At 53.2% G+C, this 26,218-nt stretch carries 23 protein-coding genes; 6 read left to right on the plus strand and 17 right to left on the minus strand.

What is annotated here, in order from left to right:
• Nucleotides 1-82 precede the first annotated feature (82 nt).
• Both dsbB and nhaB read right to left on the minus strand, forming a co-directional pair.
• Entirely contained in the window at nucleotides 83-613 is a 531-nt protein-coding gene (gene dsbB / locus ACLD11_RS18805; protein WP_000943475.1) for a disulfide bond formation protein DsbB, read from the minus strand.
• Nucleotides 614-754: 141 nt separating this feature from the next.
• Nucleotides 755-2,299 carry a Na(+)/H(+) antiporter NhaB gene (gene nhaB / locus ACLD11_RS18810; RefSeq protein ID WP_411015247.1) on the minus strand — a complete coding sequence of 515 codons (1,545 nt, stop codon included), beginning with the start codon at nucleotides 2,297-2,299 and terminating at the stop codon, nucleotides 755-757.
• Nucleotides 2,300-2,518: 219 nt separating this feature from the next.
• Between nhaB and fadR the strand changes: the two genes are divergently transcribed.
• Complete coding sequence (gene fadR / locus ACLD11_RS18815; RefSeq protein ID WP_000234826.1) at nucleotides 2,519-3,238, plus strand: fatty acid metabolism transcriptional regulator FadR; 720 nt, start codon at nucleotides 2,519-2,521, stop codon at nucleotides 3,236-3,238.
• Between the two features lie 46 nt (nucleotides 3,239-3,284).
• Here the strand turns inward: fadR and ACLD11_RS18820 are convergent, their stop codons facing one another.
• Nucleotides 3,285-4,817: a SpoVR family protein gene (locus ACLD11_RS18820; protein ID WP_411015248.1), complete on the minus strand. Its 1,533-nt coding sequence runs from the start codon at nucleotides 4,815-4,817 to the stop codon at nucleotides 3,285-3,287.
• 322 nt (nucleotides 4,818-5,139) lie between these two features.
• Between ACLD11_RS18820 and ACLD11_RS18825 the strand changes: the two genes are divergently transcribed.
• Both ACLD11_RS18825 and dadX read left to right on the plus strand, forming a co-directional pair.
• Entirely contained in the window at nucleotides 5,140-6,438 is a 1,299-nt protein-coding gene (locus ACLD11_RS18825; protein WP_183058883.1) for a D-amino acid dehydrogenase, read from the plus strand.
• Between the two features lie 13 nt (nucleotides 6,439-6,451).
• Nucleotides 6,452-7,522, plus strand: a complete 1,071-nt coding sequence (dadX, locus tag ACLD11_RS18830; protein WP_183058882.1) for a catabolic alanine racemase DadX — start codon at nucleotides 6,452-6,454, stop codon at nucleotides 7,520-7,522.
• 62 nt (nucleotides 7,523-7,584) lie between these two features.
• Here the strand turns inward: dadX and ACLD11_RS18835 are convergent, their stop codons facing one another.
• On the minus strand, nucleotides 7,585-9,318 hold the full coding sequence (locus ACLD11_RS18835; protein ID WP_411015249.1) for a potassium/proton antiporter: 1,734 nt from the start codon (nucleotides 9,316-9,318) through the stop codon (nucleotides 7,585-7,587).
• A 96-nt stretch (nucleotides 9,319-9,414) separates the two neighbouring features.
• Nucleotides 9,415-10,329 (minus strand): muramoyltetrapeptide carboxypeptidase, encoded by a 915-nt coding sequence (ldcA, locus tag ACLD11_RS18840; RefSeq protein WP_411015250.1) that lies wholly within the window; start codon nucleotides 10,327-10,329, stop codon nucleotides 9,415-9,417.
• A gap of 170 nt (nucleotides 10,330-10,499) precedes the next feature.
• Between ldcA and emtA the strand changes: the two genes are divergently transcribed.
• Nucleotides 10,500-11,111, plus strand: a complete 612-nt coding sequence (emtA, locus tag ACLD11_RS18845) for a membrane-bound lytic murein transglycosylase EmtA (RefSeq protein WP_000776974.1) — start codon at nucleotides 10,500-10,502, stop codon at nucleotides 11,109-11,111.
• Nucleotides 11,112-11,124: 13 nt separating this feature from the next.
• Here the strand turns inward: emtA and ycgR are convergent, their stop codons facing one another.
• Complete coding sequence (gene ycgR / locus ACLD11_RS18850) at nucleotides 11,125-11,859, minus strand: flagellar brake protein YcgR (protein WP_411015251.1); 735 nt, start codon at nucleotides 11,857-11,859, stop codon at nucleotides 11,125-11,127.
• Between the two features lie 168 nt (nucleotides 11,860-12,027).
• Between ycgR and ACLD11_RS18855 the strand changes: the two genes are divergently transcribed.
• Nucleotides 12,028-12,282, plus strand: coding sequence for a GlsB/YeaQ/YmgE family stress response membrane protein (locus tag ACLD11_RS18855; RefSeq protein ID WP_000511320.1), 255 nt, complete (start codon nucleotides 12,028-12,030; stop codon nucleotides 12,280-12,282).
• A 62-nt stretch (nucleotides 12,283-12,344) separates the two neighbouring features.
• On the opposite strand, the gene ACLD11_RS18860 is transcribed toward ACLD11_RS18855, so the two are convergent.
• The 11 genes from ACLD11_RS18860 to hyaA form a co-directional block, all read right to left on the minus strand.
• Nucleotides 12,345-14,057, minus strand: a complete 1,713-nt coding sequence (locus ACLD11_RS18860) for an alpha,alpha-trehalase (RefSeq protein ID WP_411015254.1) — start codon at nucleotides 14,055-14,057, stop codon at nucleotides 12,345-12,347.
• Nucleotides 14,058-14,270: 213 nt separating this feature from the next.
• The gene (locus ACLD11_RS18865) at nucleotides 14,271-15,545 is read right to left on the minus strand and encodes a Glu/Leu/Phe/Val family dehydrogenase (protein WP_411015252.1); all 1,275 of its coding nucleotides are present in this window, start codon (nucleotides 15,543-15,545) and stop codon (nucleotides 14,271-14,273) included.
• Nucleotides 15,546-15,939: 394 nt separating this feature from the next.
• The gene (cbdX, locus tag ACLD11_RS18870) at nucleotides 15,940-16,029 is read right to left on the minus strand and encodes a cytochrome bd-II oxidase subunit CbdX (protein ID WP_000270301.1); all 90 of its coding nucleotides are present in this window, start codon (nucleotides 16,027-16,029) and stop codon (nucleotides 15,940-15,942) included.
• Between the two features lie 12 nt (nucleotides 16,030-16,041).
• Nucleotides 16,042-17,178: a cytochrome d ubiquinol oxidase subunit II gene (gene appB / locus ACLD11_RS18875; protein ID WP_079981240.1), complete on the minus strand. Its 1,137-nt coding sequence runs from the start codon at nucleotides 17,176-17,178 to the stop codon at nucleotides 16,042-16,044.
• 11 nt (nucleotides 17,179-17,189) lie between these two features.
• Nucleotides 17,190-18,734, minus strand: a complete 1,545-nt coding sequence (gene appC, locus ACLD11_RS18880) for a cytochrome bd-II oxidase subunit 1 (RefSeq protein WP_000263613.1) — start codon at nucleotides 18,732-18,734, stop codon at nucleotides 17,190-17,192.
• Nucleotides 18,735-18,808: 74 nt separating this feature from the next.
• Nucleotides 18,809-19,657, minus strand: coding sequence for a hydrogenase expression/formation protein (locus ACLD11_RS18885; protein ID WP_000063377.1), 849 nt, complete (start codon nucleotides 19,655-19,657; stop codon nucleotides 18,809-18,811).
• Nucleotides 19,654-20,058 carry a hydrogenase-1 operon protein HyaE gene (gene hyaE, locus ACLD11_RS18890; protein WP_001262580.1) on the minus strand — a complete coding sequence of 135 codons (405 nt, stop codon included), beginning with the start codon at nucleotides 20,056-20,058 and terminating at the stop codon, nucleotides 19,654-19,656. The genes ACLD11_RS18885 and hyaE overlap by 4 nt, the downstream gene beginning before the upstream one ends.
• On the minus strand, nucleotides 20,048-20,644 hold the full coding sequence (hyaD, locus tag ACLD11_RS18895; protein WP_000993809.1) for a hydrogenase 1 maturation protease: 597 nt from the start codon (nucleotides 20,642-20,644) through the stop codon (nucleotides 20,048-20,050). Before hyaD ends, hyaE begins: the two co-directional genes overlap by 11 nt.
• Nucleotides 20,641-21,372, minus strand: a complete 732-nt coding sequence (gene hyaC, locus ACLD11_RS18900; RefSeq protein ID WP_080167235.1) for a Ni/Fe-hydrogenase b-type cytochrome subunit — start codon at nucleotides 21,370-21,372, stop codon at nucleotides 20,641-20,643. Before hyaC ends, hyaD begins: the two co-directional genes overlap by 4 nt.
• Nucleotides 21,373-21,390: 18 nt before the next feature.
• Nucleotides 21,391-23,184, minus strand: coding sequence for a Ni/Fe-hydrogenase large subunit (hyaB, locus tag ACLD11_RS18905; RefSeq protein ID WP_000070982.1), 1,794 nt, complete (start codon nucleotides 23,182-23,184; stop codon nucleotides 21,391-21,393).
• A complete protein-coding gene (gene hyaA / locus ACLD11_RS18910) occupies nucleotides 23,181-24,299 on the minus strand; it encodes a hydrogenase 1 small subunit (protein ID WP_001058311.1) in 1,119 nt (372 codons plus the stop codon). The genes hyaB and hyaA overlap by 4 nt, the downstream gene beginning before the upstream one ends.
• A 494-nt stretch (nucleotides 24,300-24,793) precedes the next feature.
• Here hyaA and ACLD11_RS18915 point away from each other — a divergent pair, with 494 nt between their 5' ends.
• A complete protein-coding gene (locus ACLD11_RS18915) occupies nucleotides 24,794-26,059 on the plus strand; it encodes a DUF4427 domain-containing protein (RefSeq protein ID WP_411015253.1) in 1,266 nt (421 codons plus the stop codon).
• Nucleotides 26,060-26,218: the final 159 nt, after the last annotated feature.

Below are 26,218 nucleotides of genomic sequence, written 5' to 3' on the forward strand. Positions count from 1 at the left end.
GCATTTCCGGATTCTTACACAACCACTGGATCGGTCAACCGATCCTTAACTGATCGGCATTACTCCCGAAGGAGCGTGTGTATCAACGACCGAACAGATCGCGTTTTTTAGGCTTAAATGCCTGGGCTATGACGACGGCTATCGCCACCACAAGGTAAGCGGCAAAGATCCCCAACAGCCATTGCGGCATCTCCAGCGTTAAAAACGACCACTGGCGTTCGGCGCAATCACCGGATGCCACAAACACCTGCGGCAGCCATTTACCCAACGGCAACCAGTCTGGAAAGCGCGCCATAAAGTCACAGGTCATGAACGGCGAGGGATGCAACTGAATCATCGTATGTTCATACGCCAGTTGTAGACCCCGCCAGGCGCTGTAAATCCAGATAACCATTGCCACGTATCGCAGCGGCGTTTTCGGCGCTATTGCGCCGACCAGACCCGCGCCCATCACGCCAAACAGGGCGCAACGTTCGTAAATACATAGCACGCAAGGTTTAAGTAACATGACGTGCTGGAACCACAGCGCCACCATTTCCAGCGCTAGGGCGGTAAACGCCATCAGTAACCATGCGCCCCGACCCCGTGAGCACTGGTTTAAAAATCGCAACATAATAATTTCCCTGCAACATGCGTAGAGACCGCAGTGTAAACCAATTCAATTCATGCGCCACTAGCGGGAAATGAAATAATGTGTAATTGGATAATTATCAGGCAAAAATCGGAGCCGGGCGGTGTATTGCCCGGCCAAACGTTACGAAAGCGTTGCTAACCATCCTGCCTGAGTCATCCATTCGGTGACCGGCGCAAGAGTGAATTCGACGCACAGTAGCCCTATCAGGGTCAGTACGATAGTGTACGGTAACGCCATCCAGACCATACGGCCATAGGAGAGACGGATTAACGGCGCCAGCGCGGAGGTCAGCAGGAATAAGAATGCCGCCTGACCATTTGGCGTCGCTACCGATGGCAGGTTAGTACCGGTATTGATGGCCACGGCTAACAGCTCAAACTGTTTTAAGCTGATAGCGCCGTTTTCCATTGCCGCCTTCGCTTCGTTGATATAAATGGTGCCGACAAAGACGTTATCTGAGATGGAAGACAACAGGCCGTTAAAGAGATAGAACAGCGTTAGCTGCGCGTGTTCAGAGGCTTGCAAGACAAACTGAATAATCGGCGCGAAAAGATGTTGATCGATAATAACCGCCACAATGGAGAAGAAAACGGTTAACAGCGCAGTAAACGGCAGCGACTCGGTAAACGCTTTGCCGATGGCGTGTTCATCGGTGACACCCGTTAACGCGGTGGCCAGAATAATGACCGACAGACCAATCAGTCCCACCTCCGCGAGATGGAGGGCGAGGGCGGTAACCAGCCAGACGCCAATAACCGCCTGGACTATTAGCTTAATTTTATCCTGGCGGGTGCGCTTCTTACGGCTTTGATCGTCGAATTGCTGCAAGACGTCGCGGACTTTTTCGGGCAACGTTTCGCCATAGCCAAACCAGCGCATTTTCTCGACCAGCATACAGGTTAACAGTCCACATATCAGTACCGGGACGGTGACAGGCGACATCCGTAAAAAGAAGTCGCCGAAATGCCAGCCAGCCGCTTTAGCGATGATCAGGTTTTGCGGCTCCCCGACCATGGTCATGACGCCGCCCAGCGCCGTCCCCACGCCTGCATGCATCATCAGACTACGCAAGAATCCGCGGAATTGCTCCAGCACCGTTTTGTAATGCGGATCGATATGGCTGTCGTCCAGCATATCGTTCTCTTCGCCGCGCGATGAGGCCACACGATGGTAAATCCCGTAAAAACCGACGGCGACGCTGATCACCACCGCAACGACGGTAAGCGCGTCAAGGAAAGCTGACAAGAACGCGGCGGCGACGCAAAAGGCCAGCGACAGAACCATCTTCGAGCGGATACTGAGTAACAGACGGGTAAAAATAAACAGCAATAATTGCTTCATAAAGTAGATGCCTGCCACCATAAACATCAGCAGCAGCAAGACTTCCAGGTTGGCGGCAACCTCTTCACGTACATGGGCGGCGCTGGTCATGCCGATGATGACGGCTTCAATGGCCAGTAACCCGCCGGGCAGCAGGGGATAACACTTTAACGCCATCGCCAGGGTGAAGATAAACTCTGCCACCAGCAGCCAACCGGCAATAAAGGGATTAGCTAAGAAAATGAATGGGTTAACAATTAAAAAGACAAGTAGTGCCAGTTTGTACCAGTCGGGCGACTGGCCTAAAAAGTTGCGCCACATGGCGCGACCCCATGAGATCTCCATGAAATTTTTCCTTACCTAGAAAAATGAAATAGCGTTTTTATGTTTAAACACAGAGAGTAGCGAGCGCGACGAATGCAAGCAAGTCCTTAACGATATTGGCAGGCAATATCAGAAATGGTGCCTTGATCCCCTTTTTCTTCATTGCGTCCGCTATCAGGTGTTACGCCCGTCTGGTATGATGAGTACAACTATGTTTTGCTGTGTAATGGAAATCTCACTATGGTCATTAAGGCGCAGAGCCCGGCGGGTTTCGCGGAAGAGTATATTATTGAAAGTATCTGGAATAACCGCTTTCCTCCGGGCACGATCTTACCGGCAGAACGAGAACTCTCCGAACTGATCGGCGTGACGCGCACGACATTACGCGAAGTGTTACAGCGGCTGGCGCGAGATGGCTGGTTGACCATTCAGCATGGCAAACCGACAAAGGTTAATAATTTTTGGGAAACGTCAGGGCTGAATATCCTTGAAACGCTGGCCCGCCTTGATCATGAAAGCGTTCCGCAACTGATCGACAATTTGTTGTCGGTGCGTACCAATATTTCTACTATCTTTATTCGCACCGCGTTGCGTCAACACCCGGATAAGGCGCAGGAAGTGCTGGCCACTGCCCACGAAGTGGCCGACCATGCCGATGCATTCGCCGATCTGGACTATAACATCTTTCGTGGTCTGGCATTTGCCTCCGGCAATCCTATTTACGGCTTGATCCTGAACGGCATGAAAGGGTTATACACCCGCATTGGTCGCCACTATTTCGCCAATCCGGAAGCGCGCAGTCTGGCACTGGGTTTCTATCATAAATTATCGTCGTTATGCGAGCAGGGCGCGCACGACCAGGTGTATGAAACGGTGCGGCGTTACGGGCATGACAGCGGCGAGATTTGGCATCGGATGCAGAAAAATCTGCCCGGCGATTTAGCGATTCAGGGACGATAATCCCGCGATGCCCGGTAGGCGCAAACACTACCGGGCAGCATCTCGATTACAGCGTGTTCATCCGCGGCGGACAACGCTCCAGCAGTTCTACGCTGCCATCCTCATTTTGTTGCTCCAGCATCACATCAAAGCCCCATAACCGATGCACATGTTTCAGCACCTCTTTGCGGCCTTTATCCAGCGGCGCGCGGTTATGCGGGATATAACGCAACGTCAGCGATCTGTCGCCGCGTAAATCCACATTCCAGACCTGAATATTCGGCTCCAGGTTGCTCAGGTTATACTGTGACGACAGTTTTGATCGAATCTCCCGATAACCTTCTTCGTTATGAATGGCGGAGATCTCCAGATAATTATGCCTGTCATCATCAAGTACCGTGAAGAAACGGAAATCACGCATCACTTTTGGCGACAGGAACTGGCTGATAAAGCTTTCATCTTTAAAATCGCGCATGGCGAAGTGCAGCGTTTCCAGCCAGTCGGAACCAGCAATATCCGGAAACCAGTATTTATCTTCATCCGTGGGCGACTGACAAATACGCTTGATATCCTGGAACATGGCAAAGCCGAGCGCATAGGGGTTAATTCCGCTATACCAGGGGCTATTATAGGGCGGCTGAAATACGACATTGGTATGGCTGTGTAAAAACTCCAGCATAAAGCGTTCCGTCACTTTGCCTTCATCATACAGATGGTTCAGGATGGTGTAGTGCCAGAAGGTCGCCCAGCCCTCGTTCATGACCTGCGTCTGTTTCTGCGGATAAAAATACTGGCTGACTTTACGCACGATGCGCAGAATTTCGCGCTGCCACGGCTCAAGCAACGGGGCGTTTTTCTCCATAAAATAGAGCAGGTTTTCCTGCGGTTCAGCGGGAAAGCGGCGTGCTTCGGCGACCGTTTTTTCTTCCTCGCGTTTTGGCAGCGTGCGCCACAGCATATTCACCTGGCTTTGTAGATACTCTTCCCGGCTTTTTTGTCGCGCTTTCTCTTCCTGCAACGAGATTTTCTGCGGGCGCTTATAGCGATCGACGCCGTAATTCATCAGCGCGTGGCAGGAGTCGAGCAGTTTTTCTACTTCATCCACTCCGTAGCGTTCTTCACAGTGGGTAATGTAATTCCGGGCGAAAATCAGGTAATCGACGATAGAGCTGGCATCCGTCCAGCTCCGGAAGAGATAATTATTTTTAAAAAAGGAGTTGTGTCCGTAACAGGCGTGCGCCATGACCAGCGCCTGCATGGTGATGGTGTTCTCTTCCATCAGGTAGGCAATGCAGGGATTAGAGTTGATCACAATTTCATAAGCCAGTCCTTGTTGGCCATGCTTATACAGACGTTCCGTCTCAATGAACTTTTTACCAAACGACCAGTGCGGATAGTTGATCGGCATCCCGACGCTGGAGTAGGCGTCCATCATCTGTTCGGAAGTGATGACTTCAATTTGGTGCGGGTAAGTATCCAGTTGGTAGAGTTTCGCCACGCGGTCTATCTCTGCCAGATAGACATCCAGCAGATCAAATGTCCAGTCGGGTCCATCGCTCAAACGTGTGGTGTCCTTGTTCATGGAATCAATCGTTGCCATTCGCGCACCCTCATTGTTGGCGACGCTCTCTGTATGGAGCGCCTCCTTTCAAGCATAGAACACCATGTTAAAAAACGACTTGATCGTGAAAACTTTTCTTTGCGATTTCCTCCACTCTGAACGGCAAAAAAACGGGTATTGGCATCATTTTATGCTGTATAGCCATGCCGCGTAGCAGGAGATCCCAAACCAGTGGGATCGCTTGCCTTTAGGGTATATGTGAAGCACGTCACCATAAAAAAGTCATATGTTGAATAATGTTTTCATCTGAGTTATCAAGATGTAATCAGAAGATTGTTCTTTTACTATTAACGGAGTGGCTATGCGAGTTGTCATCCTGGGGAGTGGCGTAGTTGGCGTGACCAGCGCCTGGTATTTGAGTCAGGCGGGGCATGATGTCACCGTCATCGATCGCGAATCCGGCCCGGCGCAAGAAACCAGCGCGGCGAATGCCGGACAAATTTCACCGGGATATGCGGCGCCCTGGGCGGCCCCTGGCGTACCGTTGAAGGCGATAAAATGGATGTTCCAGCGCCATGCGCCGCTGGCGGTGCGTCTGGATGGCACCCCATTTCAACTGAAGTGGATGTGGCAAATGCTGCGTAACTGCGATACCCGGCATTATATGGAAAATAAAGGCCGCATGGTGCGCCTGGCGGAATATAGCCGCGACTGTCTGAAAACGCTACGCGCCGCGACCGGTATCGAGTATGAAGGCCGCCAGGGGGGAACGCTGCAGCTCTTTCGCACCGAGCAACAGTATGAGAACGCCACCCGTGATATCGCCGTGCTGGAAGATGCCGGGGTGCCGTATCAGCTCCTGGAAGCCAGCCGACTGGCGGAGGTTGAACCCGCTCTGGCTGAGGTTGCGCATAAATTAACCGGCGGGCTGCGCTTACCGAATGATGAAACCGGGGACTGTCAGCTCTTTACCCAGCGTCTGGCACGCATGGCGGAGCAGGCGGGCGTAACCTTTCGCTTTAATACTCCCGTGGAAAAATTACTGTACGAAAATGAACAGATTTACGGCGTGAAATGCGCCGATGAGATCATTAAAGCAGATGCGTATGTCATGGCGTTTGGATCGTATTCGACGGCGATGCTTAAAGGCATTGTTGATATTCCGGTGTATCCGCTGAAAGGCTATTCATTAACCATCCCAATCGTCGAGCCAGACGGCGCGCCGGTATCGACGATTCTTGATGAAACCTACAAAATCGCTATTACGCGTTTTGATAAGCGTATTCGCGTGGGGGGAATGGCGGAAATCGTGGGCTTTAATACCGACTTACTGCAACCGCGCCGCGAGACGCTGGAGATGGTTGTGCGCGATCTCTTTCCGCGCGGCGGTCATATTGAGCAGGCCACATTCTGGACCGGCCTGCGCCCCATGACGCCGGACGGCACGCCGGTAGTAGGACGCACCCGTTATAAAAATCTGTGGCTTAATACTGGACACGGCACATTAGGCTGGACGATGGCCTGCGGTTCAGGCCAGTTGTTAAGCGATATCTTGTCGGGTCGTACGCCAGCGATACCCTACGACGATCTGAGCGTGGCGCGATACCGTTCCGATTTTATGCCCACCCGCCCGCAACGTTTGCATAGCGCGCATAACTGATAAAGGAAGTGAAATGACCCGCCCTATACAGGCCAGCCTTGATTTACAGGTAATGAAACAAAATTTGGCTATTGTGCGCCGGGCGGCCCCAGAGGCGCGCGTCTGGTCGGTAGTGAAAGCCAACGCCTACGGCCACGGTATTGAACGCGTCTGGAGCGCGCTGGGCGCCACAGATGGTTTCGCTATGCTCAACCTTGAAGAGGCGATTACCCTGCGTGAGCGCGGATGGAAAGGGCCGATATTGATGCTGGAGGGGTTTTTCCATGCGCAAGACCTGGAGGCGTATGACGCTTATCGGCTGACCACCTGCATCCACAGTAACTGGCAGTTGAAAGCGCTGCAAAATGCGCGGCTTAACGCGCCGCTGGATATCTATGTCAAAGTCAACAGCGGCATGAACCGACTCGGTTTTCAGCCTGAGCGGGCGCAGACCGTCTGGCAGCAATTGCGGGCAATGCGCAATGTCGGTGAAATGACCCTGATGTCACATTTTGCTCAGGCCGATCATCCGGAAGGTATCGGGGAGGCGATGAGGCGTATTGCGCTGGCGACAGAAGGTCTGCAGTGTGCATACTCGTTATCAAATTCGGCAGCGACGCTGTGGCATCCCCAGGCGCATTATGACTGGGTCAGGCCGGGCATTATTTTGTACGGCGCGTCGCCGTCAGGACAGTGGCGGGATATTGCCGATACTGGACTAAAACCCGTGATGACGCTGAGTAGCGAAATTATTGGCGTGCAGACGCTGAGTACGGGTGAAAGGGTAGGCTATGGCGGAGGGTATTCTGTGACTCAGGAACAACGCATTGGCATCGTCGCGGCGGGTTATGCCGATGGCTATCCACGCCATGCGCCGACCGGGACGCCCGTGCTGGTGGACGGTATCCGTACCAGAACAGTAGGCACCGTTTCAATGGATATGCTGGCGGTGGATTTGACGCCGTGTCCGCAGGCGGGAATCGGCACGCCGGTTGAATTATGGGGCAAAGAAATTAAGGTCGATGATGTCGCCTCTGCAGCAGGCACGCTGGGCTATGAGCTACTGTGCGCCGTAGCGCCGCGCGTGCCGTTTGTGACAACGTAACCTGACTCAGGCTAAGGCGTCGACCGGTCCGCCTGGGGGCGGGTCGACGTTGTTCGACGACCTTATTCTGCTTCGTCTTCGGCGACGCGCACCCCAATCTTGCGTACCACGTTATCTTCTTTTTCAGCTACCGTCCAAATCATGCCGCCAAACTCCACCTGATCGCCGACGACCGGCGCAGCGCCCAGCAGTTGCTGTATGATTTCACCCAGGGTTTGTTGTTTATCCCGGTATTCCGTTCCTTCCTCCAGCCCGTAGATAAGCGCCACGTCGGCGAATTTCGCATTCGCTTCGAGGATAAAATCGCCAAAGAAACGCTGATCTAACGAAACCGGCGGCGACTGGCTGAACAATTTGCCCAGCGCTGGCAGATCGCGCTCCCGGCCAATCACGCAGAGTACGTCGCCTTCCTGCAGACGAGTACTACCCGTGGGGTGAAACAGTTCATTATTGCGAAATAGCGCGGCAATGCGGGTTTCGTTCGGCATATGCAGGTCGCGCAACGCCGCACCGACGCACCATTTGTCGGCGCTCAACTGATAGATGAATTGCTCCCACGGATTATCAGGATGGATGTCAAGCCCCACGCGCGATACTGGCCAGCCAACCGGAGGCACGACCACTTTGGCTCTTTTCGCCGCCCATGACAGCGATGTTCCCTGCAGGAGCAGTGACACCAGTACCACAAAGAAAGCGACATTAAAGAACAGGCGAGCGTTTTCAAGCCCGGCCATCATCGGGAAAACGGCGAGAATAATCGGCACCGCGCCGCGCAGTCCGACCCAACTGATGAAAATGCGCTCCCGAAGATTAAAGCCGCGAAATGGCAGCAGGCCGGTAAACACCGACAGTGGGCGGGCGAAGAAAATCATCCAGATAGAGAGAATAAGCGCAGGGGCGGCAATCGGCCACAGATCGGAAGGCGTCACCAACAGCCCCAGGACCAGGAACATTGAGATCTGCGCCAGCCAGGCCAGTCCGTCAAAGTTTTGCAGGATGCCGTAACGGTTGCGAATCGGACGGTTTCCTAACAGGAATCCGCACAGATAGACCGCGAGAATGCCGCTGCCTTCAAGCGCGGTCGTCAAAGCAAAAATCAGAATACCGCCGCTGAGCGCCAGCATCGGATACAGGCCGCTGGGCAGAGAAATACGGTTGATCATCTGCTGTAGCAGGTAACCGCCGCCCAGGCCAAAAACAATACCGAGACCGAACTGTTGGATAATATGGACGGCAAACATCCAGTCCAGGCCGGTTTCATGCTTCTGGATCATCTCAATTAATGTAATGGTCAGAAAAACGGCCATCGGGTCGTTACTTCCCGATTCGATCTCCAGCGTGGAGCCTACACGTTCGTTTAGCCCTTTGCCGCCAAGCAGAGAAAAGACCGCTGCGGCGTCAGTGGAACCGACTATCGCGCCGATAAGCAGACCTTCGATAAGATCCAGATGAAACAGCCAGGCGGCCATCATACCTGTTAACCCCGACGTGATCAGCACGCCGAGCGTCGCCAGCGACAGCGCGGGGCCCAGCGCTACCCGGAAAGAGCTGGCCTGGGTGCGCATTCCGCCATCGAGTAAAATAATCGCCAGCGCCAGGTTACTGACCATATAAGCGAAAGGATAATTATCGAAAGGAATACCGCCAATGCCATCCACACCCGCTAACATCCCAATGGCGAGGAAAATGACCAGAATCGGGATACCCAGTCGCGATGAGAATGAACTTAACAGGATACTGCTGGTTACAAGGATGGAACCTAAAATAAATAGACTAATAATTGTTGCAGCATCCAACGTTTTATCTCTCCTGACTCACACGACTTCGTATTATTTAACATTAACATAATAACGGCCAGGGCAGCGTTTTACTTAGCCTGTCGGGGACTTTTTTTACAATTGCAGCGTAGGATGTCCAGATAAAGTGAGTTGAGTCCCCTGGCGCGTATTTTTAAGCGTCGCGTTTGCCCCGATAGGGAGCGTCACCGTACGCTGTTCATGCCCGAAGTCGAGACCGGTAATCAGCGGAACGGACAGACGGGAACGTAAAAACGCGTAGACGCTCTCCAGAGAATAACCTGCGTCATACTCGTTGGGCGCCGCGCCGCTAAAGCTGCCGAGAACGATGGCGCTCTGGCGGTTTAAAATTCCGGCGTACTCCAGTTGCAAAAGCATACGCTCCACCCGGAAAGGATGCTCATTGACATCTTCCAGCACTAAAATTCCTTTATCGATAGTCGGCATCCAGGGCGTACCGATAAGGGAAATCAACATCGCCAGATTTCCGCCCCATAAGGTGCCTTGTACGTCGCACTGAGGGCCGTCGCCTTGCCACTCTACGGTAAATTGCGCCCTGCGTAGCGCCAGCCAGAAATGTTGCTCGGTGAACGTATTCAGCGTTTCGGCGCCAAAATTTGCCGCCAGCATAGGACCGCTAAAGGTGACGACATTGGCCTGCGCCAGGAGTCCAGCCTGAATCGCCGTAAAATCGCTATGACCGCAAATCAGTAAGGGATCGCGCTGTTGCCGGGAGGCGAGCGCCTGCCAGTCGATACGATCCAGCAAGCGGCTGGCGCCATAGCCGCCGCGAACCGGCATGACAATCGTATCCGGCGAAGTTAGCGAGGCCAGCGAATTAACATCGGCCAGCCGTTCCGCGTCCGTACCGGCAAAACGCTGATAGCGGCGACGAATCACCTCGTCATTCTCCACCTGATGACCCGCGTCAGTCAGGCGCTGAACGCCGCGTAACGCGGCCTGTTGGTTAATACAGTAGCCCGAGGGGGCGATTAAATGAAACAGAGACATGGTAATTCCTTGCTGACAATAGAATGCAAATGTATATCATGCCGCATATATTAGGCGATGTCCCTCGTTGTGCGACGTTTCTGGATGCGCATCAGGGAGGCAACCTAAGTGCCTGGCCGGGGCGGTATGACCTCTTCGGCAGATAAGTTACGGCTATAAGGATAGATGACGTGAAATTAAGATGGTTTGCTTTTTTGGTAGTAATACTGGCTGGCTGTAGCTCAAAACAGGATTACAGAAATCCGCCGTGGAATGCCGAAGTGCCTGTAAAGCGTGCGATGCAGTGGATGCCCATCAGTGAAAAAGCCGGGGCGGCATGGGGGGTTGATCCGCATTTAATCACCGCGATTATCGCCATTGAATCTGGCGGCAACCCTAACGCGGTCAGTAAGTCCAATGCGATTGGCCTGATGCAGTTAAAGGCGTCGACCTCCGGGCGCGACGTTTACCGTCGCATGGGCTGGCGTGGCGAACCGACCACCAGCGAGCTGAAAAACCCTGAGCGTAACATCTCAATGGGCGCGGCGTATCTGAGCATTCTGGAAAATGGGCCGCTGGCCGGCATCAAAGATCCGCAGGTGATGCAATATGCGCTGGTCGTCTCTTATGCTAACGGCGCAGGCGCGTTATTGCGTACTTTTTCATCCGACAGGAAGAAGGCGATAGAAAAAATTAACGATCTGGATGCGGACGAGTTTTTTGAGCATGTTGTTGATAATCATCCCGCGCCGCAGGCGCCGCGCTATATCTGGAAGCTTCAGCAGGCGCTGGACGCCATGTAGTTTAGCGTGAAGATTATTCTCGCACTTTATTCGCTCTTTCTCGGGCGTCGCGCTCAAGCGAAAAAATAATCCGCTGCAACTCCCGCTCCACCGCCGGGCTAACGTTAAGGAAACGAAAGCTCAGGCGGGGAGTGGTGATCGTTTCATTTTTCCCATCAATCACCTTACGCTCGCTGATGGCGATAAGCTGGGCGTCAACGTGAAGAATCCCCCATGGCCCCATGTTCAGTTCAACCTGCGAAAAGCGCGCGCCTTCGATTAGTCCGTCGGGGATGGCGGATTCCAGTAGCGCGCCCATGCCGCCCAGGGAAAGATCAAACAGGCGAAAACGTAACGTACGGGTGTCCGGTAGCGTGGTGACGCCGTAATAAGGTGGATATAGCGGCGCGCCAATACGAAAATACTCCCGGCGCTGGACAAACCACAGTGACGACGGCAGGGGCGTGATAAAGGCCGGCAGCCGCTGATATTCACCTGTAACGAGTTGCGGCAACGTGAACTCGACTTTTGCGCCCTGCGTTTCTGCGATAATGGCTACCTGCCCGGCGCGTAATACGGCGCTATTTTCATATTCCTGGCTGCCGTAATCCACGATGAGTTTTTCCGGGGCTACCGCCAAAATTTTACTGATGAATTGACCATGCGCCCATGAAATACGCAGTGGAACCTGATTTTTATTTAAATCCCGTAGCACGCCTAATATCGCTAATGGATTTTTTTTCAGGAACTGCTCATTGTAACCACTCACACGAAATAACCCCTGATACGCAGACTATCGTTGGGTTATCGGCATCGGTAGAAAGAACTTAATAGCGATAAATAAATTTTTATGTCCGCGAGATAAATCAGTGTTCAGAAATGCGACGCTCGACTTTGCCTATACTTAAAACGTTTTTACTGGAAAGAGGGTTTGCAAATGGGAATTATCGCCTGGATTATTTTTGGTTTGATTGCCGGCGTTATCGCCAAATTGCTTATGCCGGGGCGCGATGGCGGGGGATTTATCCTGACCTGTATTCTCGGTATCGTCGGGGCGGTCGTTGGCGGATGGCTGGCGACGATGTTTGGTATTGGCGGCAGTATCAGCGGCTTTAATCTGCACAGTTTCCTGGTCGCCGTGGTGGGCGCGATTGTGGTGCTGGTGATTTTCCGCCTTCTGCGACGCGGCTAACCGCTGCAAAACGTTTAAGCGTTGACCCGGTCAGCGCCGGGTCAACCTACTATAAACACGCGTTACTGCGTCGCTGCAGACGGCGTTTTTGTCGGCGTTGCGCTTAACGATGCCGGACGAGTAGACGGTACGCTATCACACGGTTTTTCCTGCGGACAAATCAGATCGAGCATTTTCAGCGTCACGCCGTTGGTCCAGCCAAAGCCGTCCTGAAGGGGATATTCGCCGCCGCCACCGCCGGTTCCGGTACTGCTGACATCATATTTTTCGACCAGTTTTTTCTCGCGATCGTAGGTGTGCTGCACATTGGTTAAAAAGCGCCAGGTGACTTCCATTGCCACGTCATCCTGCCCATAATTTTGCAATCCTTCGGTAGCGACCCATTGTAACGGCGCCCAGCCGTTTGGCGCATCCCACTGCTGTCCGCTTTTAACCGAGGTGGTAGCCAGCCCGCCAGGCTGTAGCAGATGCGCCTGGGCCGCCGCTGCCACTTTCGCGGCGCGATCTTTCGCGGCGGCGTTTACATAGAGCGGGAACAGCGCGGCAGCGGTGAGTTGGTTACGGATTTTATTGTTCTGCAGATCGTAGTCGGCATACCAACCCTCTTTGTTATTCCACAGATGCATTTCAATGGCTTTTTGCCGTGCGTTGGCCAGCGTGTCATATTGCGAGGCTTTGGCCCGATCGCCCGCCGCAGCGCTGGCGCGGGCGAGGGTTTTCTCCAACTGATACAGCAGAGCGTTAAGATCGACAGGGACAATCGTGGTGGTACGAATGGTACTGAGCTGCTGCGGATTATCCATCCAGCGGGAGCTGAAATCCCAGCCGGAGGCGGCGGCAGATCGGAGGTCCCGATAGATCTCCGTTGCCGGGCGGTTGGGGTTGCTTTTGGCGGTAGCGATATCTTCAACCCAGGATTCAGGGCGGGGCGTATCCCGATCGTCCCAGTAGCGGTTGAGAACGCTGCCGTCCTCCAGTTTGACGACGCGTTGGTTTTGTTGCCCTGGCTGCAATGTCTCAACGCCCTCCATCCAATAGGCGTACTCTTTTTGCAGTTGCGGCAGGTATTCTTTCAGCGCATCGTCACCTTCATGTTCCGCCAGTAACTCAACCATAAACGCAAAGAAAGGCGGCTGCGAACGACTCAGGTAGTAGGTACGGTTGCCGTTGGGAATATGCCCCCAGGCGTCAATTTCGTAACCAAAGTTCGCCACCATATCCGCCACCTTATCCCAGTGCCCGCTTTCCGCCAGCCCCAGCATCGTAAAGTAGCTGTCCCAGTAGTAAATCTCTCTGAATCGCCCACCCGGCACGACATAGGATTCAGGCAACGGCAAGAGCGAGTCCCACTTTTCGACGTTTTTAGTTGAACGGGTCAGCACCGGCCACAGGCCATCAATATGTTCACGCAATGACTGCCCGGCCGGTGGGACATATTTTTCACCCGCTTTCGGCAGGGTGAAGTTAACATCAACAAAATGACGCAAATCGAAGCCGGACTGGTTCCGCTGCATACGATAATCCGCAAGAATCATGAGCGGATCGCTATTAGGTATGGCGTCAGCAAAGGTTTTCTGGTCGGGGAAGAGTTTTGCATTCTGGACATCATTAAAGAGCGGGCCAAGCAAAATATCCGGCGGCTGCGGAGTTTCAGTGTCGGAAGACGGGTCTGCGGCAGTTGCCGAAAACGATGCAAACGTCAGCAGCGTCCCTGCCAGCGCCAGTTTTATGGCTTTCTGCAGTAGAACAGAACGGCGAATCTCTGGGGGTATCATCAAGTTATCTCCTTAGCGGTGAGCCAAAGCCAACGGCATTTACCATGACAAAACCTTAGTCTACGATGACCAGATACGCGTGATTGAACCGCTATTTTGCGAACAAACAGACATTTTATTGAGACAGAATTTATCGGCGCGCGCGTGGAAAACGGGGTATACAGACAAAAAATCCACGCCGGGACGTGGATTTTAGCGCAATGATTTGTCGCCTTAACCCGGATAGATACCGCGATCTTTACGGGCCAACAGAATGCGCTCACAGGCGACAATATAGGCTGCGGTGCGCAGAGAACAGGATTTCTCAGCCGCTTTCTCCCAGACATGGACGATCGCGTCGGTCATGATTTTGTCCATGCGCGCGTTGATCTCTTCTTCGCTCCAGAAGAAGCTGGCCATATCTTGTACCCATTCGAAGTAGCTGACGGTTACGCCGCCTGCGTTACAGACCACGTCAGGCACCACAAGGATACCACGGCTGGCCAGAACATCATCAGCATCCGGATAGGTCGGGCCGTTAGCCCCTTCCAGCACCAGCTTACACGTCAGGGCTTCCGCGCGCTGGCGAGTTATCTGGCCTTCAAGCGCCGCCGGGATCAGAATATCCATCTCCAGACGCCAGAACGCATCGCTGGCGATAGTTTCCGCGCCCGGGAAACCGGCTATCTGTTTGTGTTCTATCTGCCATGCCGTGAGCGCCTTCATGTCAATACCGGTGGCGTTAAACAGGGTCGCGGTATGATCCTGAATCGCCACGACACGGGCACCAGCGCCGGCAAACAGACGCGCGGCTTCGCTGCCGACGTTACCAAAACCCTGAACCGCAACGCGAGCGCCTTCAACGGCGATATTCGCCCGACGCGCGGCTTCCAGCCCGCTGACGAAAACGCCGCGTCCCGTCGCTTTTTCACGGCCCAGCGAACCGCCAAGATGGATAGGCTTACCGGTGACGACGCCAGTGATCGTCGTGCCATGATTCATGGAATACGTATCCATCATCCAGGCCATCACTTTACCGTTGGTGCCGACATCCGGCGCAGGAATATCTTTCTGCGGCCCGATGATAATGCCGATCTCGCTGGTATAGCGGCGGGTCAAACGCTCCAGTTCACCTTCCGACAGCGAGAACGGATCGACGCGGATGCCGCCTTTGGCGCCGCCGTACGGCAGATTCAGCGCGGCACATTTGATGGTCATCCATGCTGACAGGGCCATCACTTCATTGAGATCAACGTCAGGATGGTAGCGAACACCGCCTTTACCCGGACCTCGGGAGAGGTTGTGCTGCACGCGATATCCTTCGAAATGACGAATAGTGCCATCATCCATTTGTACCGGAATATCGACGATCAGAGCGCGTTTTGGGTGGCGCAGAGTATCCACCCAGGGGGATAACTCGCCCAGATAAGGGGCCACACGCTCGATTTGTTGCAGGTAGGTATTCCAGGCAGATGTGCTGCTATCTGAAGCGTAAGATAACTTATCCATGATAAACCTTAGTGATAAAAGTAATATGTTCTTTAATTGACCGTGGTACATAGTAGATCACACCATGTAGCGATAAATTTAACACTTTTTTAAACAATTAACTCAGATCAAAAATGGCAGGCAGTTGGATTTTCGTTATGATTTTGGATGGGAAGTGGTTAACTATCCTATATAAGAGGTGATATATCGCTAATTATGCAATTAATTGCGTAAATATGCGTAATATGTGCAAGGCGGCTATTTGTCATAATTATGACGTACCTCTAAAAGTAAACGTTATGATAACGACATGTATCAATGTTATGTCGTCCTGTCGGCGGGGAAACGTCTTCGCCAGGCGCGTAAAAAGATAAAAATAACCGGAGTCAGACGGCGCTGGCCCCGGTTTACCTCTTTATTGTTGACGCGACTCAAGCCATACCAGCGCCAGTGTCGACAGTGAGCACATCAGCAGAATGCCGACAAACCACAGTAAATACCACATCGCTCCCGCTCCCTAATAAAGTTCATGATCGTTGCGGCGGAGGGTCTCCAGGTTGATACGCCCCAACATTTTGTAATAGCTCCATAGCGTATAGAACAGTACGATCGGCAGAAAAATCAGCACAATCACCAGCATGATTTCGAGCGTCATCTGGCTGGAGGTGCTGTCCCACACCGTCAGGCTGGAGAGAGGACTAACACTCGACGGCATCACAAACGGAAATAGCGTTATTCCGGCGGTAAAGATGACGCAGGCCTGGGTCAGGGAAGCGAACAGAAATCCACGAATAGTCTGACCGCGAAGGCAGGCATAGAAAGCCAGAATCGGCAGGATCATACCGAGCAACGGGATGATGAGCAGTAGCGGCGAGCCTATAAAGTGGTTCATCCATGCGCCAGGGAGTATCGCCACGCCTTTTAAGAGCGGATTGGAAGGGCCGTTGGCATCCTGCGTGAGCAAGACAAAGCCATCAACGCCGGCCCACAGCCAGTAACCGGCCAGCAGGAAGCAGATCACGATCAGCAGCGCGCTGTGGCGGGTGGCCGACAGAGCCCGTTGACGAATAACGCCCTCCGTTTTCAACTGTAACCAGACGCCTCCTTGCATAATCACCAACGACAGACTCAATAATCCACACAGTAGCGCAAAGGGCGAGAGTAACTGCCAGAAGGTGCCAAAATAGTCAACATGAAGCTGCGGCGTGAAGGCAAACGGCACGCCTAAAAACAGGTTGCCGAACGCGATACCGAATACGACTGGGGGAACCAGGCTGCCAATAACCAGACCGGTATCCCACAGCGCGCGCCAGCGGGCATTGGCGATTTTTCCCCGATAATCAAAGGCCAGCGGGCGAAAGAAGAGGGCACACAGCACCAGGATCATCGCCACATAAAAACCGGAAAACGCGGCGGCATAGACCCGTGGCCAGGCGGCGAATAATGCCCCGCCCGCGAGAATCAACCATACCTGGTTTCCTTCCCAGTGGGCGCCCACGCTATTGATCAATACCCGGCGTTCGTCATCGTTGCGCGCTATCAGCGGGAGCAGGCAACCGACACCCATATCAAATCCGTCAGTTACCATAAATGCCACCAGGATGACGCCGATCAGCAGCCACCAAATGAACCGCAACGTTTCATAATCCAACATGATTGTCTCCTTTATCCCTGTTGTTGCGCTTGTTGTTGATGTTGCATGGCGCTCGGCCCAAGACGCGCGTACTTCTGCATCAGATAGACTTCCGCGATTAAAAACAGGGTGTAAAGTCCGAGGATAAGTCCCATTGAGAAGGCCAGCTGGCCCGGCGTCAGCGCGGAGTGAGCGTACCAGGTCGGCAGAATGTCCTGAATCGCCCAGGGCTGACGGCCAAACTCCGTCATAAACCAACCGGCTTCAATGGCAATCCACGGTAACGGCAGGCTCCAGAGCGTCATACGCAATACCCAGCGATGCTGGTCGATACGCATTCGCAGCGTCTGTATCAACGCAATCAACATCACCACTAACAGCAGCGAACCGCAGCCGACCATAATACGGAAACTCCAGAACACCGGCGCCACCTGAGGAATAGCGCCACGCTGGGCCGCACGATATTGCTCCGGCGTCACATGGTTCATATCCGGGGCATATTTCGCCAGCAGAATGCCGTACCCCAGATCGCCCTCAACGGCGTGAAACGCATTCAGTACCTGCGGCGAGCGATTGCCTTGCGCTATCTCCTGCATGAGTAGCCAGGCCTCCCGGCCACGCTTCAGGCGCGGCAGAGCGTCGTCCATCAGGTTTTTTAACCCCGGAACCGGCGTATCCAGCGAATGGGTGGCCAGAATACCCAGCAGAGCAGGGATCTTCACGGCAAACGCATTACGCTCCTGTTCCTGCTGCGGCCAGGCAATCAGATGAAACGGCGCGGGCGCGGGTTCGGTTTGCCATTCGCCTTCCATCGCCGCCAGTTTCACCGGCTGAATTTGGGCGACCTCGTAGGCCGAACTGTCCCCCAGTTGCAGGGTTCCCAGAATGGCCAGGGTGCCGAATACTGAGCCGATAGCAAACGAGCGCAAGGCCACCTCACGCTCGCGGCCACGGAGCAGATACCAGGCGCTGATGGACATAATAAACATGGCGCCGGTGACATAACCGGACATGACGGTATGGACGAATTTCACCTGGCTCACCGGGTTAAAGACCAGATCGCTGAAGCTGCTCATTTCCATCCGTAACGTATCGATGTTGAAATGAGCGCCGGTAGGATACTGCATCCAGCCATTGGCATTCAGAATCCATAATGCTGAAATATTGGAGCCGAAGGCCACCAGCCAGGTGACCAGCAGGTGTTGGTATTTATTCAGCCGCTGCCAGCCGAAAAAGAACAGACCGACAAAAGTGGATTCGAGAAAAAAGGCCAGTAACGCTTCCATCGCCAGCGGCGCGCCGAAAATATCGCCCACATAGTTGGAATAGAGCGACCAGTTAGTCCCGAACTGAAACTCCATGGTCAGGCCGGTAGCCACACCGAGAGCAAAATTGATCCCGAAGAGCTTGCCCCAGAAACGCGTCATATCGCGGTAGACGGTTTTCCCCGTCACCACATAGATCGTCTCCATGACGGCCAGCAAAAAAATCAGCCCAAGCGTAAGAGGAACAAATAAAAAGTGATACAGCGCGGTCAGCGCAAACTGCCAGCGCGATAAGTCAATGACATCCCACATGCTAACTCCTGTAGGCAGAAAGAGAGTAAAAAGCTAATCAGTACCGGACACCGGTTACGTTCCTGTTGAGAGCGTTAGCGCGTCTCCAGCCATCGGCAGACTTCATCCAGGCGCTGGCGCGAATCGGCCAGATCTTCCGGGGCCGCCAGTACCAGCTCCGGCAAAGGACAAATCTCATAGCTATCGAGCAACGGCCCTTTAAGGGCGTCCAGACAGCGCACATGCCAGAGATGGCGCAATGCTGTGGCGTTGATTTGGCTTTCGCCATACCCGGAGATGCGAATCTGGATGTTCCCGTGTCCGCATAAACGCGCCAGAAAAAGACGATCGGCCTCGCTGAGCGGCAGTTGGGTCAAATTGATGCTGTGAGGTTGCAACGCTGGATCGCGTACGTGCGCCAATAATTCATGGGCCAGCGGCAGTCCATTCATCAAACCAGCGACAGGCGGAGGCAGCAGAGAGTCGTCAGGCAGCGTATCGGCGGTAGCCGCTTGCCATAATGTCAGGGGCGCGCTACCTGCTTCCAGACGATCCGTCAGCAGACGTCGGTTATGCAGATGGCGTACCCGCCACAGGCCGCAGAAGATGGTCTCCTGGATCTCGCTTTCACTCCCGTCCGGATGCTGAATGCGTACCGAGACTTCGCCTTCGCCCAATAGCGTATTGAGGAATGAGAGATCATCGGCATTCAGGGGAGATAACTCCCATCCCAGCACGTCGCCGACTTCCGGGATGCGCCGGGCAAGCTGACCTCGCAGATCGGTCAACAATGCCATCACCGCCGGGCTGTGAGCGCAGCGCTCCAGCGCCGCCATACTTGGGTCGCCATTGACCTGACAGGTGAGCGGTAAGGGATTCATCGAGAAACTGGCGTCATCAGGCTGCGTACCTGGCCCCAGCAGATGAAAAAAGGCGTTGCTCATTGTACTGTCTCCTGCGCTGCGGGAGTGTCAACCATCGAACGCATCAGCGTGAGCAGTTCAGCCCAGGGATGAATGCCGCTGAGCGCGCCGCGTAGCTCGCCGTCTGTAAAAACTAACGTCGCCGGAAACCGACGAACATTAAAGCGATCGCCGATAGCTTCGCTTTGTTCAAGGTCGGCCACCGCCACCTGCCAGTCAAACTGCGGGAACTCACGCAGGAGTTCGGCAATCATCACCGGGTTATCGCTGACTTCCGGCGTACGCCGCGGATCGCTACTTAACAGGATGACGCCATCTCCAACCCGTTTGATCCAGTCGTCTACCGTGGAAGCCTCTACCGGTTGCCATCCACGGGTTAACAGGCGTTGCCATAGCGCAGAGAACGGGGTGTCATTCGCCACTTCTTTTGCCCTCCAGACGTGTCTGATACTGACGTATGCGCACTCCCTCATAATTTTCCATCGACAGGCATTTATAGTTCAGGCAGCGTGCGACCTCGTTTGCCTGCGGTACGATCCCCCAGGCGGCCAGTTGCGCCAGGGCGGCCTGTTCCGCCGCCGGTAGCTGGCTGCGAGCTATTTCGCTCAGGCTACCGCCATAGTCGTCCAGTTGCGCCGGTTGCAGACCGACCAGCGCTATGTGACAGGGCAGATGCCCGCGGATGTCGGCCAGCGCCAGAACTTCGGAAAAACTGTTTTGATGCAGACTCATTTTTTTGGCGCTGAGATACGCGGGGATTTTCTCGCCGGCATAGGTTCGCAGGCTGCCCGGCGCCAGGCCGTAATCGATCGCGTCAAGGAGCAGGAGATGGCTGGCTTGCTCTACATAACCTAACAGGTTTAGCCCTTGCGTACCGCCGTCCACAATTTCTACCTCTTCAGGCCAGTGATATCGGGCATACAAACGCTCCGCGACCCGGATACCGAATCCTTCATCGGCCCACAGCAGGTTTCCTAACCCCATCACCACTACGCGTTGCGCATTCATGAGGGCTCCTTGTCGTGTGGTTTGGGGAATTTGTGGCTGCGATAGCCATTGATCATGGTGGAGATCACCGTATCGTCGGACATAATATCTTCCCGGATAGCGAGGTAAACGTGCCCGACGATGAAGGCGGCGATCAGCCACATGCCCAGTCGGTGCCAGCTGTGAATATCGATGGAGTTGCCGCCGGTCCAGTAGAAAAATTCAACCACATAGCGGAACGGCGCAAAGATGGCGTACTGGCTATGCTCGCCAAACAGAGCGAAACCGGTGAGGATCATAAATACCGACAACAGGAAATAGCCGAACATCGCGGCCTGCGCGACAGGGTTATGTCCGATGTCGCTCCCCGGTTTTTTCTCCAGAAACAGATACCAGCGGACCACGGAGAAAGCGCCTTGCCACCAACTGCGACGCCAGATCGGGACGATAAACAGCTCTCGCGAATAGCGGTTGCCGACACAGGCCCAATAAATTCGCCCCAGCAGTAACACGGTAAAGATCATCGCGGCGGCAAAGTGGATCAGCCGGATATAACCCATGTAAAACAGATAGGTCGCCTCGCCACTTACCGACGGCAGCGGTCGGCCAATGAAGTAGCCTGTTACCATCAGTACCAACATGCAGGCCACCGTTAGCCAGTGCCACAGGCGTACCGGCGCTTCAAACACATAGTGGCTGACGGCAGTATCACGCGCCTCCTCGACGCGTGGAGATAGCTTTCCAGTCATCGTTCTTTTCCTTAACGCTTAGCGTACCTGGACGGCAATCAGTTCGCTGCCGTCGTCGCCGAGCACGTGGGTTGAACAGGCGAGGCAGGGGTCGAAGCTGTGCAGCGTCCTCAGGATTTCTAACGGTTGGTCGGGAATCGCCATTTGCGTTCCCATCAATGCCGCTTCATAGGCGCCGATCTGTTTTTTAGGATCGCGCGGGCTGGCGTTCCAGGTGGTGGGAACCACGCACTGATAGAGTTCAATCTTCTGATCGCGTATTGACGCCCAGTGTCCCAACGCTCCGCGAGGCGCTTCGGTAAAACCGATGCCGCGGCAGTGCTGCGGCCAACTGGCCGGTTCCCATTTCTCGGTATTGGCGGTGGCCAGGTCGCCGTTTTTCAGGTTGGTCATAAGCCTGTCGAAAAAATACTGCAGCTTACCGACGGCCCATTGCGCTTCGTGCGCGCGGCATAAAATACGGCCAAGCGTAGACTGGATACCGGAGAGCGGCAGTTTAAGGGCGGACATCATGCGATCTACCGACTCTATGGTGGCGGCGTCCCCTTTGTGGTACGCGATAAGCGTTCGGGCAAGCGGGCCGACTTCCATGGCATGACCCCGCCAGCGCGGCGCTTTAATCCAGGAGTAACGTTCCTGCTCGTTGAGCTGCTGGATATGCGTATCGCTGCCTTTGACATCACCCGGGTTGTACCAGGGATCGGTAATGCCGTCAAAAGGATGACGCCCCAGCCGATCGTCTGGATAGCGGTACCAGGCGTGATCCACAAACTCCTGTATCTGCTGCGGATCGGCCAAATCTACCGGCATGACATTCTTAAAATCGCCATTGACCACCGCGCCACCCGGCATTAACAGGCTTTGCTGGCTGAAGTCGTTGGCAATGTCCGGAAATGCGCCGTAACTCAGCACGCATTTATCCGACAGACCGGTGCCAATTTGACTCCATGCTTTATTGAACTGGCCGATAGCCAGCGCGTCCGGAACCATCACGTTGTTAATGAAGTCGGCGGTGCGGGTGATGATCGACTGCACCAGGTTGAGGCGCTCCATATTGATAGCCCCGACCGCGCCGCTTTGATCGAGATTGATCGCGCACGGCATCCCGCCGACGATCCAGTTAGGATGGGGGTTCTTACCGCCAAATATGGTATGGATTTTGACGATCTCGCGCTGGAAGTCGAGGGCTTCAAGATAGTGGGCAAAGCCCATCAGATTAGCCTCTGGCGACAATTTGTACTGTGGATGTCCCCAATAGCCGTTACGGAATATCCCAAGCTGACCGCCATCGACAAATTTCTTTAATCGATTTTGTACGTCAAAGAAGTAGCCCGGCGATGACATCGGCCAGGCGGAAAGGCTTTGCGCCAACTGCGAGGTGGCGCGCGGATCGGCTTTCAGCGCATTCAGAACATCAATCCAGTCCATACCGGCTAACTGATAAAAATGGACCAGATGATCGTGACACCACAACGTAGCCAGCATGATGTTACGTATAATATTGGCGTTATCCGGCACCTGGATACCAATCGCATCTTCGATAGCGTACACCGATGCCAGAGCATGTACCCCGGTACATACACCACAAATACGTTCAACAAACGCCCAGGCGTCACGCGGGTCACGGCCTTGCAGAATGATCTCCAGCCCGCGGAACATCGTGCCGCAGGAAACGGCATTGGTAATGACGTTTTGCTCATCAATGTTCACTTCGCAGCGCATATGCCCTTCGATGCGGGTAATCGGGTCCACGATCAGACGACGGCCGGCGTCGTTAACGGTATAACCCTGGGTTTGATACTGGTTACTCATGCCTGTTTATCCTCATTGTCCGGCTGTTGTTCGGCTTGCGCTAACTGTTGTTTGTGGCGTTTACGTTGGTTGAGCGCGCTGGCGATAGCGTGACCGCCAACGCCCGCCGCGACCACGCCCAGCGCGGTCAGCCCCACCGTATCGGCGGTTGAATGGGTACCCATCTGGGGAATATCCACCACGCGGCTATAAAACGAGCCGCGATCCCAGAAACCATTTTCTGAACATCCCAGACATCCGTGACCGGACTGGATAGGAAAGGAGACGCCGTCATTCCAGCGTGTGGAGGAGCAGGCGTTATAGGTGGTTGGCCCTTTACAGCCCATCTTGTACAGACAGTATCCCTTGCGGGCGGCGTCATCATCCCAGCTCTCGACAAATTCACCGGCGTCAAAATGGGCGCGACGGTAGCATTTATCGTGGATACGCTGACCGTAGAACATCAGTGGACGGCCCATGCGATCGAGTTCCGGCAGACGATCAAACGTCACCATATAGGTGATAATGGCGCTCATGACATCCGGGATTGGCGGACATCCAGGGACTTTCACGATCGGCTTGTCGGTGATCACTTTATCGATAGGCGTTGCCTGGGTTGGATTGGGGCGGGCGGCCTGGACGCAACCCCAGGAGGCGCAGTTTCCCCAGGCGATAATAGCGCTGGCCCCCGCGGCGGCTTTCTTCAGTTTTTCAATAAACGGGCGGCCGCCGCTGATACAGAACATCCCTTGTTCTCCTAACGGCGGATTGCCTTCCACCGCCAGAATGTATTTCCCGGCGTAGCGAGTGGTAATATCGTCGAAGACTTCTTCGGCCTGTGCGCCGGCGGCGGCCATCAGGGTGTCGTCATAATCGAGGGAAATAAGCGAGAGGATCACATCTTTGGCTAGCGGGTGCGAGGAACGGATAAAGGATTCGGTACAGCAGGTGCATTCCAGTCCATGAATCCAGACCACCGGAATCCGCGGTTTATTCTCCAGCGCCCAGGCGATCTTTGGCGTCATTCCGGCGCCCAGACCCAGCGATGTGGCGGCAAGGCTACAGAATTTGAGAAAGCTGCGTCGGGTCACTCCCTTACGACGCATGGCTTGATAAAAGGTCTCCTCGTTATTCATAACGCGTATTTTTTCTCCTTTTTGCACCACGCTCCGCCAGGGGCATAAGGCGCTTTTGCGGGTCCGTTGACGTTCCGCCAGCAAGGTAAATCATTGTGTTACGCGAGAGCGCGGAAACGAGCCCGATTCACTTTGCACCGGCGTATATCGCCAGAAATAATGTGAAAAAAGCGTATCTGATTAACGATAAGAAACAATGTGAAGTGTGTGGGTATAGCTTATAGCGGTATATTTATACCCATTATCGGTTTTTCGGCGAAAGGGCCGTGGCGGGGAAGGACGGTTGAGCTTGTTCCAGGATGAGGTTTTCAGTGAGCAACCTCGGGTAGATTTCGCCTGGTCTCGCCATTTCAGGGATACGTAAGTTGACGCAAAAGGAGGGAGGATTTGATGTCATCGTTAAAAGAAGCATACTTCGTGATGATTTTTATATAAAATGGTGGTGCTGGTTTTAAAGGAATGCAAAAAAGAGACTGTTTGAAAGAGGGCGTCCCATGAAAAATAACATCAGATTTGACTTGTCCGATTATTTGATTCATTTTTTTCGGGACGTTGATTTAGAGACCGGTAGCCATATTTATTTGCCTGAACACTGTGGTTTTAATAATCAGCACCACGCCTGTTTCATTGATGCTAAATATTTACTTCGATTATCTTTACGCAGTCATAAAATTTTCTCGTCCTGGTCATACCGAAATGGGCAACGAACCGTATATGGTGACTCCCCGGTGGTATGCTTTACAGATATGCCGATTGCAGCTTATTTAGAAACTGGTGTTCGCCGATTAGAACGAAATGAAAAAATCGGTTTATATGCAATTGTTTTACCTAAAGAGCAAATGTTTAATTATGGGGCAAGGCCAGTCATATATGGGTTGGATCAGCATAACAATGCTCGATACTCGCAAGGCAGAAACGGGGAACGTATTCTTGATGAAACTGCTCTTCCTTTGATTGAGCAATATAGATATGTTACTTATGTTCCGGGTAAGGTTGACTGGACGCATGAGCGCGAATGGCGATGGCCATATCGTGGTGATATTAAAGGTTTCCTTAATCATATTAAAGAGTATGGTATTCCGGAAAACATTGAAAGCACTCCAGGGTTTGATTTTAAATCAAGCGAAATAAATGGTGCGGGAATAATCGTCCCGTTTGCAGAAGATATCCCTACCGTAGCTCACGATATTTTAACTTTAATTGACCGGGGTATCATTGGAAGAAATACTTTCAAATTCATTATAGCTGTAGAGAGTTTACAATCATGGACCCAGCTCTCGGAACCGGGTGCGTTACTGTCCTGTATTAATGATAATACATTTGAATTTGAATCTTTTTTTGATTTATCTGCATCTAAAGTAAAAAATTATGCTGATTCTATCAATGATTATGTAAATGAATTATATTCAAAAAAAGATTTTTTAAATGATAATTATGCAATGGAATTTGGAAATGCCTGGGTCTGGATTCATGATAACCAATCCCAGGTGGTACGGGCGTTACTGCAGGCTGGAATGATCGAGGTTAATAAAGAAGGGCGGTACTTATTAGATGTTAATTTGGCTTCTGTTGATTGGCCATTAAGAAGAAAAGAAGCTTTCGCAAGTCATGTTGCGGGATGGCTCAAACATCGTTTTGATATCGAAGCGGGAAGGTATTCCGTTCAGGGAAAAGATCATTATGATGCGCTCCCAAGTTATGAGACGCCGCTAAAGGACCAGCATCCTTTTTATAATCATACAGTGAATGTCGACTGGTAATTAAGAAAAGAACTTACCCTGTTAGCTCTGCGTTAATTTAACGCATTGATTTTACAGATGAATGAAAGACATTAGAGGCTATTATAAAATGATTATTTAGCTCATCGTATAAGAGCCTGTCCCATTAGGCTATTTTATTCGCCATTTTGGGACCGGGCA

The organism is Salmonella sp. 741265116_PST, assembly GCF_046567715.1.
GTDB lineage: Bacteria > Pseudomonadota > Gammaproteobacteria > Enterobacterales > Enterobacteriaceae > Salmonella > Salmonella enterica.

Bases quoted from the DNA above. Each gene is read 5' to 3' on its own strand.
- appC (WP_000263613.1), bottom strand. From the start codon at position 18,734: ATGTGGGATGTCATTGACTTATCGCGCTGGCAGTTTGCGCTGACCGCG.
- ACLD11_RS18820 (WP_411015248.1), bottom strand. From the start codon at position 4,817: ATGGCAACGATTGATTCCATGAACAAGGACACCACACGTTTGAGCGAT.
- ACLD11_RS18915 (WP_411015253.1), top strand. From the start codon at position 24,794: ATGAAAAATAACATCAGATTTGACTTGTCCGATTATTTGATTCATTTT.
- ACLD11_RS18865 (WP_411015252.1), bottom strand. From the start codon at position 15,545: ATGGATAAGTTATCTTACGCTTCAGATAGCAGCACATCTGCCTGGAAT.
- hyaA (WP_001058311.1), bottom strand. From the start codon at position 24,299: ATGAATAACGAGGAGACCTTTTATCAAGCCATGCGTCGTAAGGGAGTG.
- ACLD11_RS18860 (WP_411015254.1), bottom strand. From the start codon at position 14,057: ATGATACCCCCAGAGATTCGCCGTTCTGTTCTACTGCAGAAAGCCATA.
- fadR (WP_000234826.1), top strand. From the start codon at position 2,519: ATGGTCATTAAGGCGCAGAGCCCGGCGGGTTTCGCGGAAGAGTATATT.
- appB (WP_079981240.1), bottom strand. From the start codon at position 17,178: ATGTTGGATTATGAAACGTTGCGGTTCATTTGGTGGCTGCTGATCGGC.
- nhaB (WP_411015247.1), bottom strand. From the start codon at position 2,299: ATGGAGATCTCATGGGGTCGCGCCATGTGGCGCAACTTTTTAGGCCAG.
- ACLD11_RS18825 (WP_183058883.1), top strand. From the start codon at position 5,140: ATGCGAGTTGTCATCCTGGGGAGTGGCGTAGTTGGCGTGACCAGCGCC.
- ACLD11_RS18885 (WP_000063377.1), bottom strand. From the start codon at position 19,657: ATGAGCAACGCCTTTTTTCATCTGCTGGGGCCAGGTACGCAGCCTGAT.
- dadX (WP_183058882.1), top strand. From the start codon at position 6,452: ATGACCCGCCCTATACAGGCCAGCCTTGATTTACAGGTAATGAAACAA.
- dsbB (WP_000943475.1), bottom strand. From the start codon at position 613: ATGTTGCGATTTTTAAACCAGTGCTCACGGGGTCGGGGCGCATGGTTA.
- hyaC (WP_080167235.1), bottom strand. From the start codon at position 21,372: ATGACTGGAAAGCTATCTCCACGCGTCGAGGAGGCGCGTGATACTGCC.
- hyaD (WP_000993809.1), bottom strand. From the start codon at position 20,644: ATGAATGCGCAACGCGTAGTGGTGATGGGGTTAGGAAACCTGCTGTGG.
- cbdX (WP_000270301.1), bottom strand. From the start codon at position 16,029: ATGTGGTATTTACTGTGGTTTGTCGGCATTCTGCTGATGTGCTCACTG.
- ACLD11_RS18855 (WP_000511320.1), top strand. From the start codon at position 12,028: ATGGGAATTATCGCCTGGATTATTTTTGGTTTGATTGCCGGCGTTATC.
- ldcA (WP_411015250.1), bottom strand. From the start codon at position 10,329: ATGTCTCTGTTTCATTTAATCGCCCCCTCGGGCTACTGTATTAACCAA.
- hyaB (WP_000070982.1), bottom strand. From the start codon at position 23,184: ATGAGTAACCAGTATCAAACCCAGGGTTATACCGTTAACGACGCCGGC.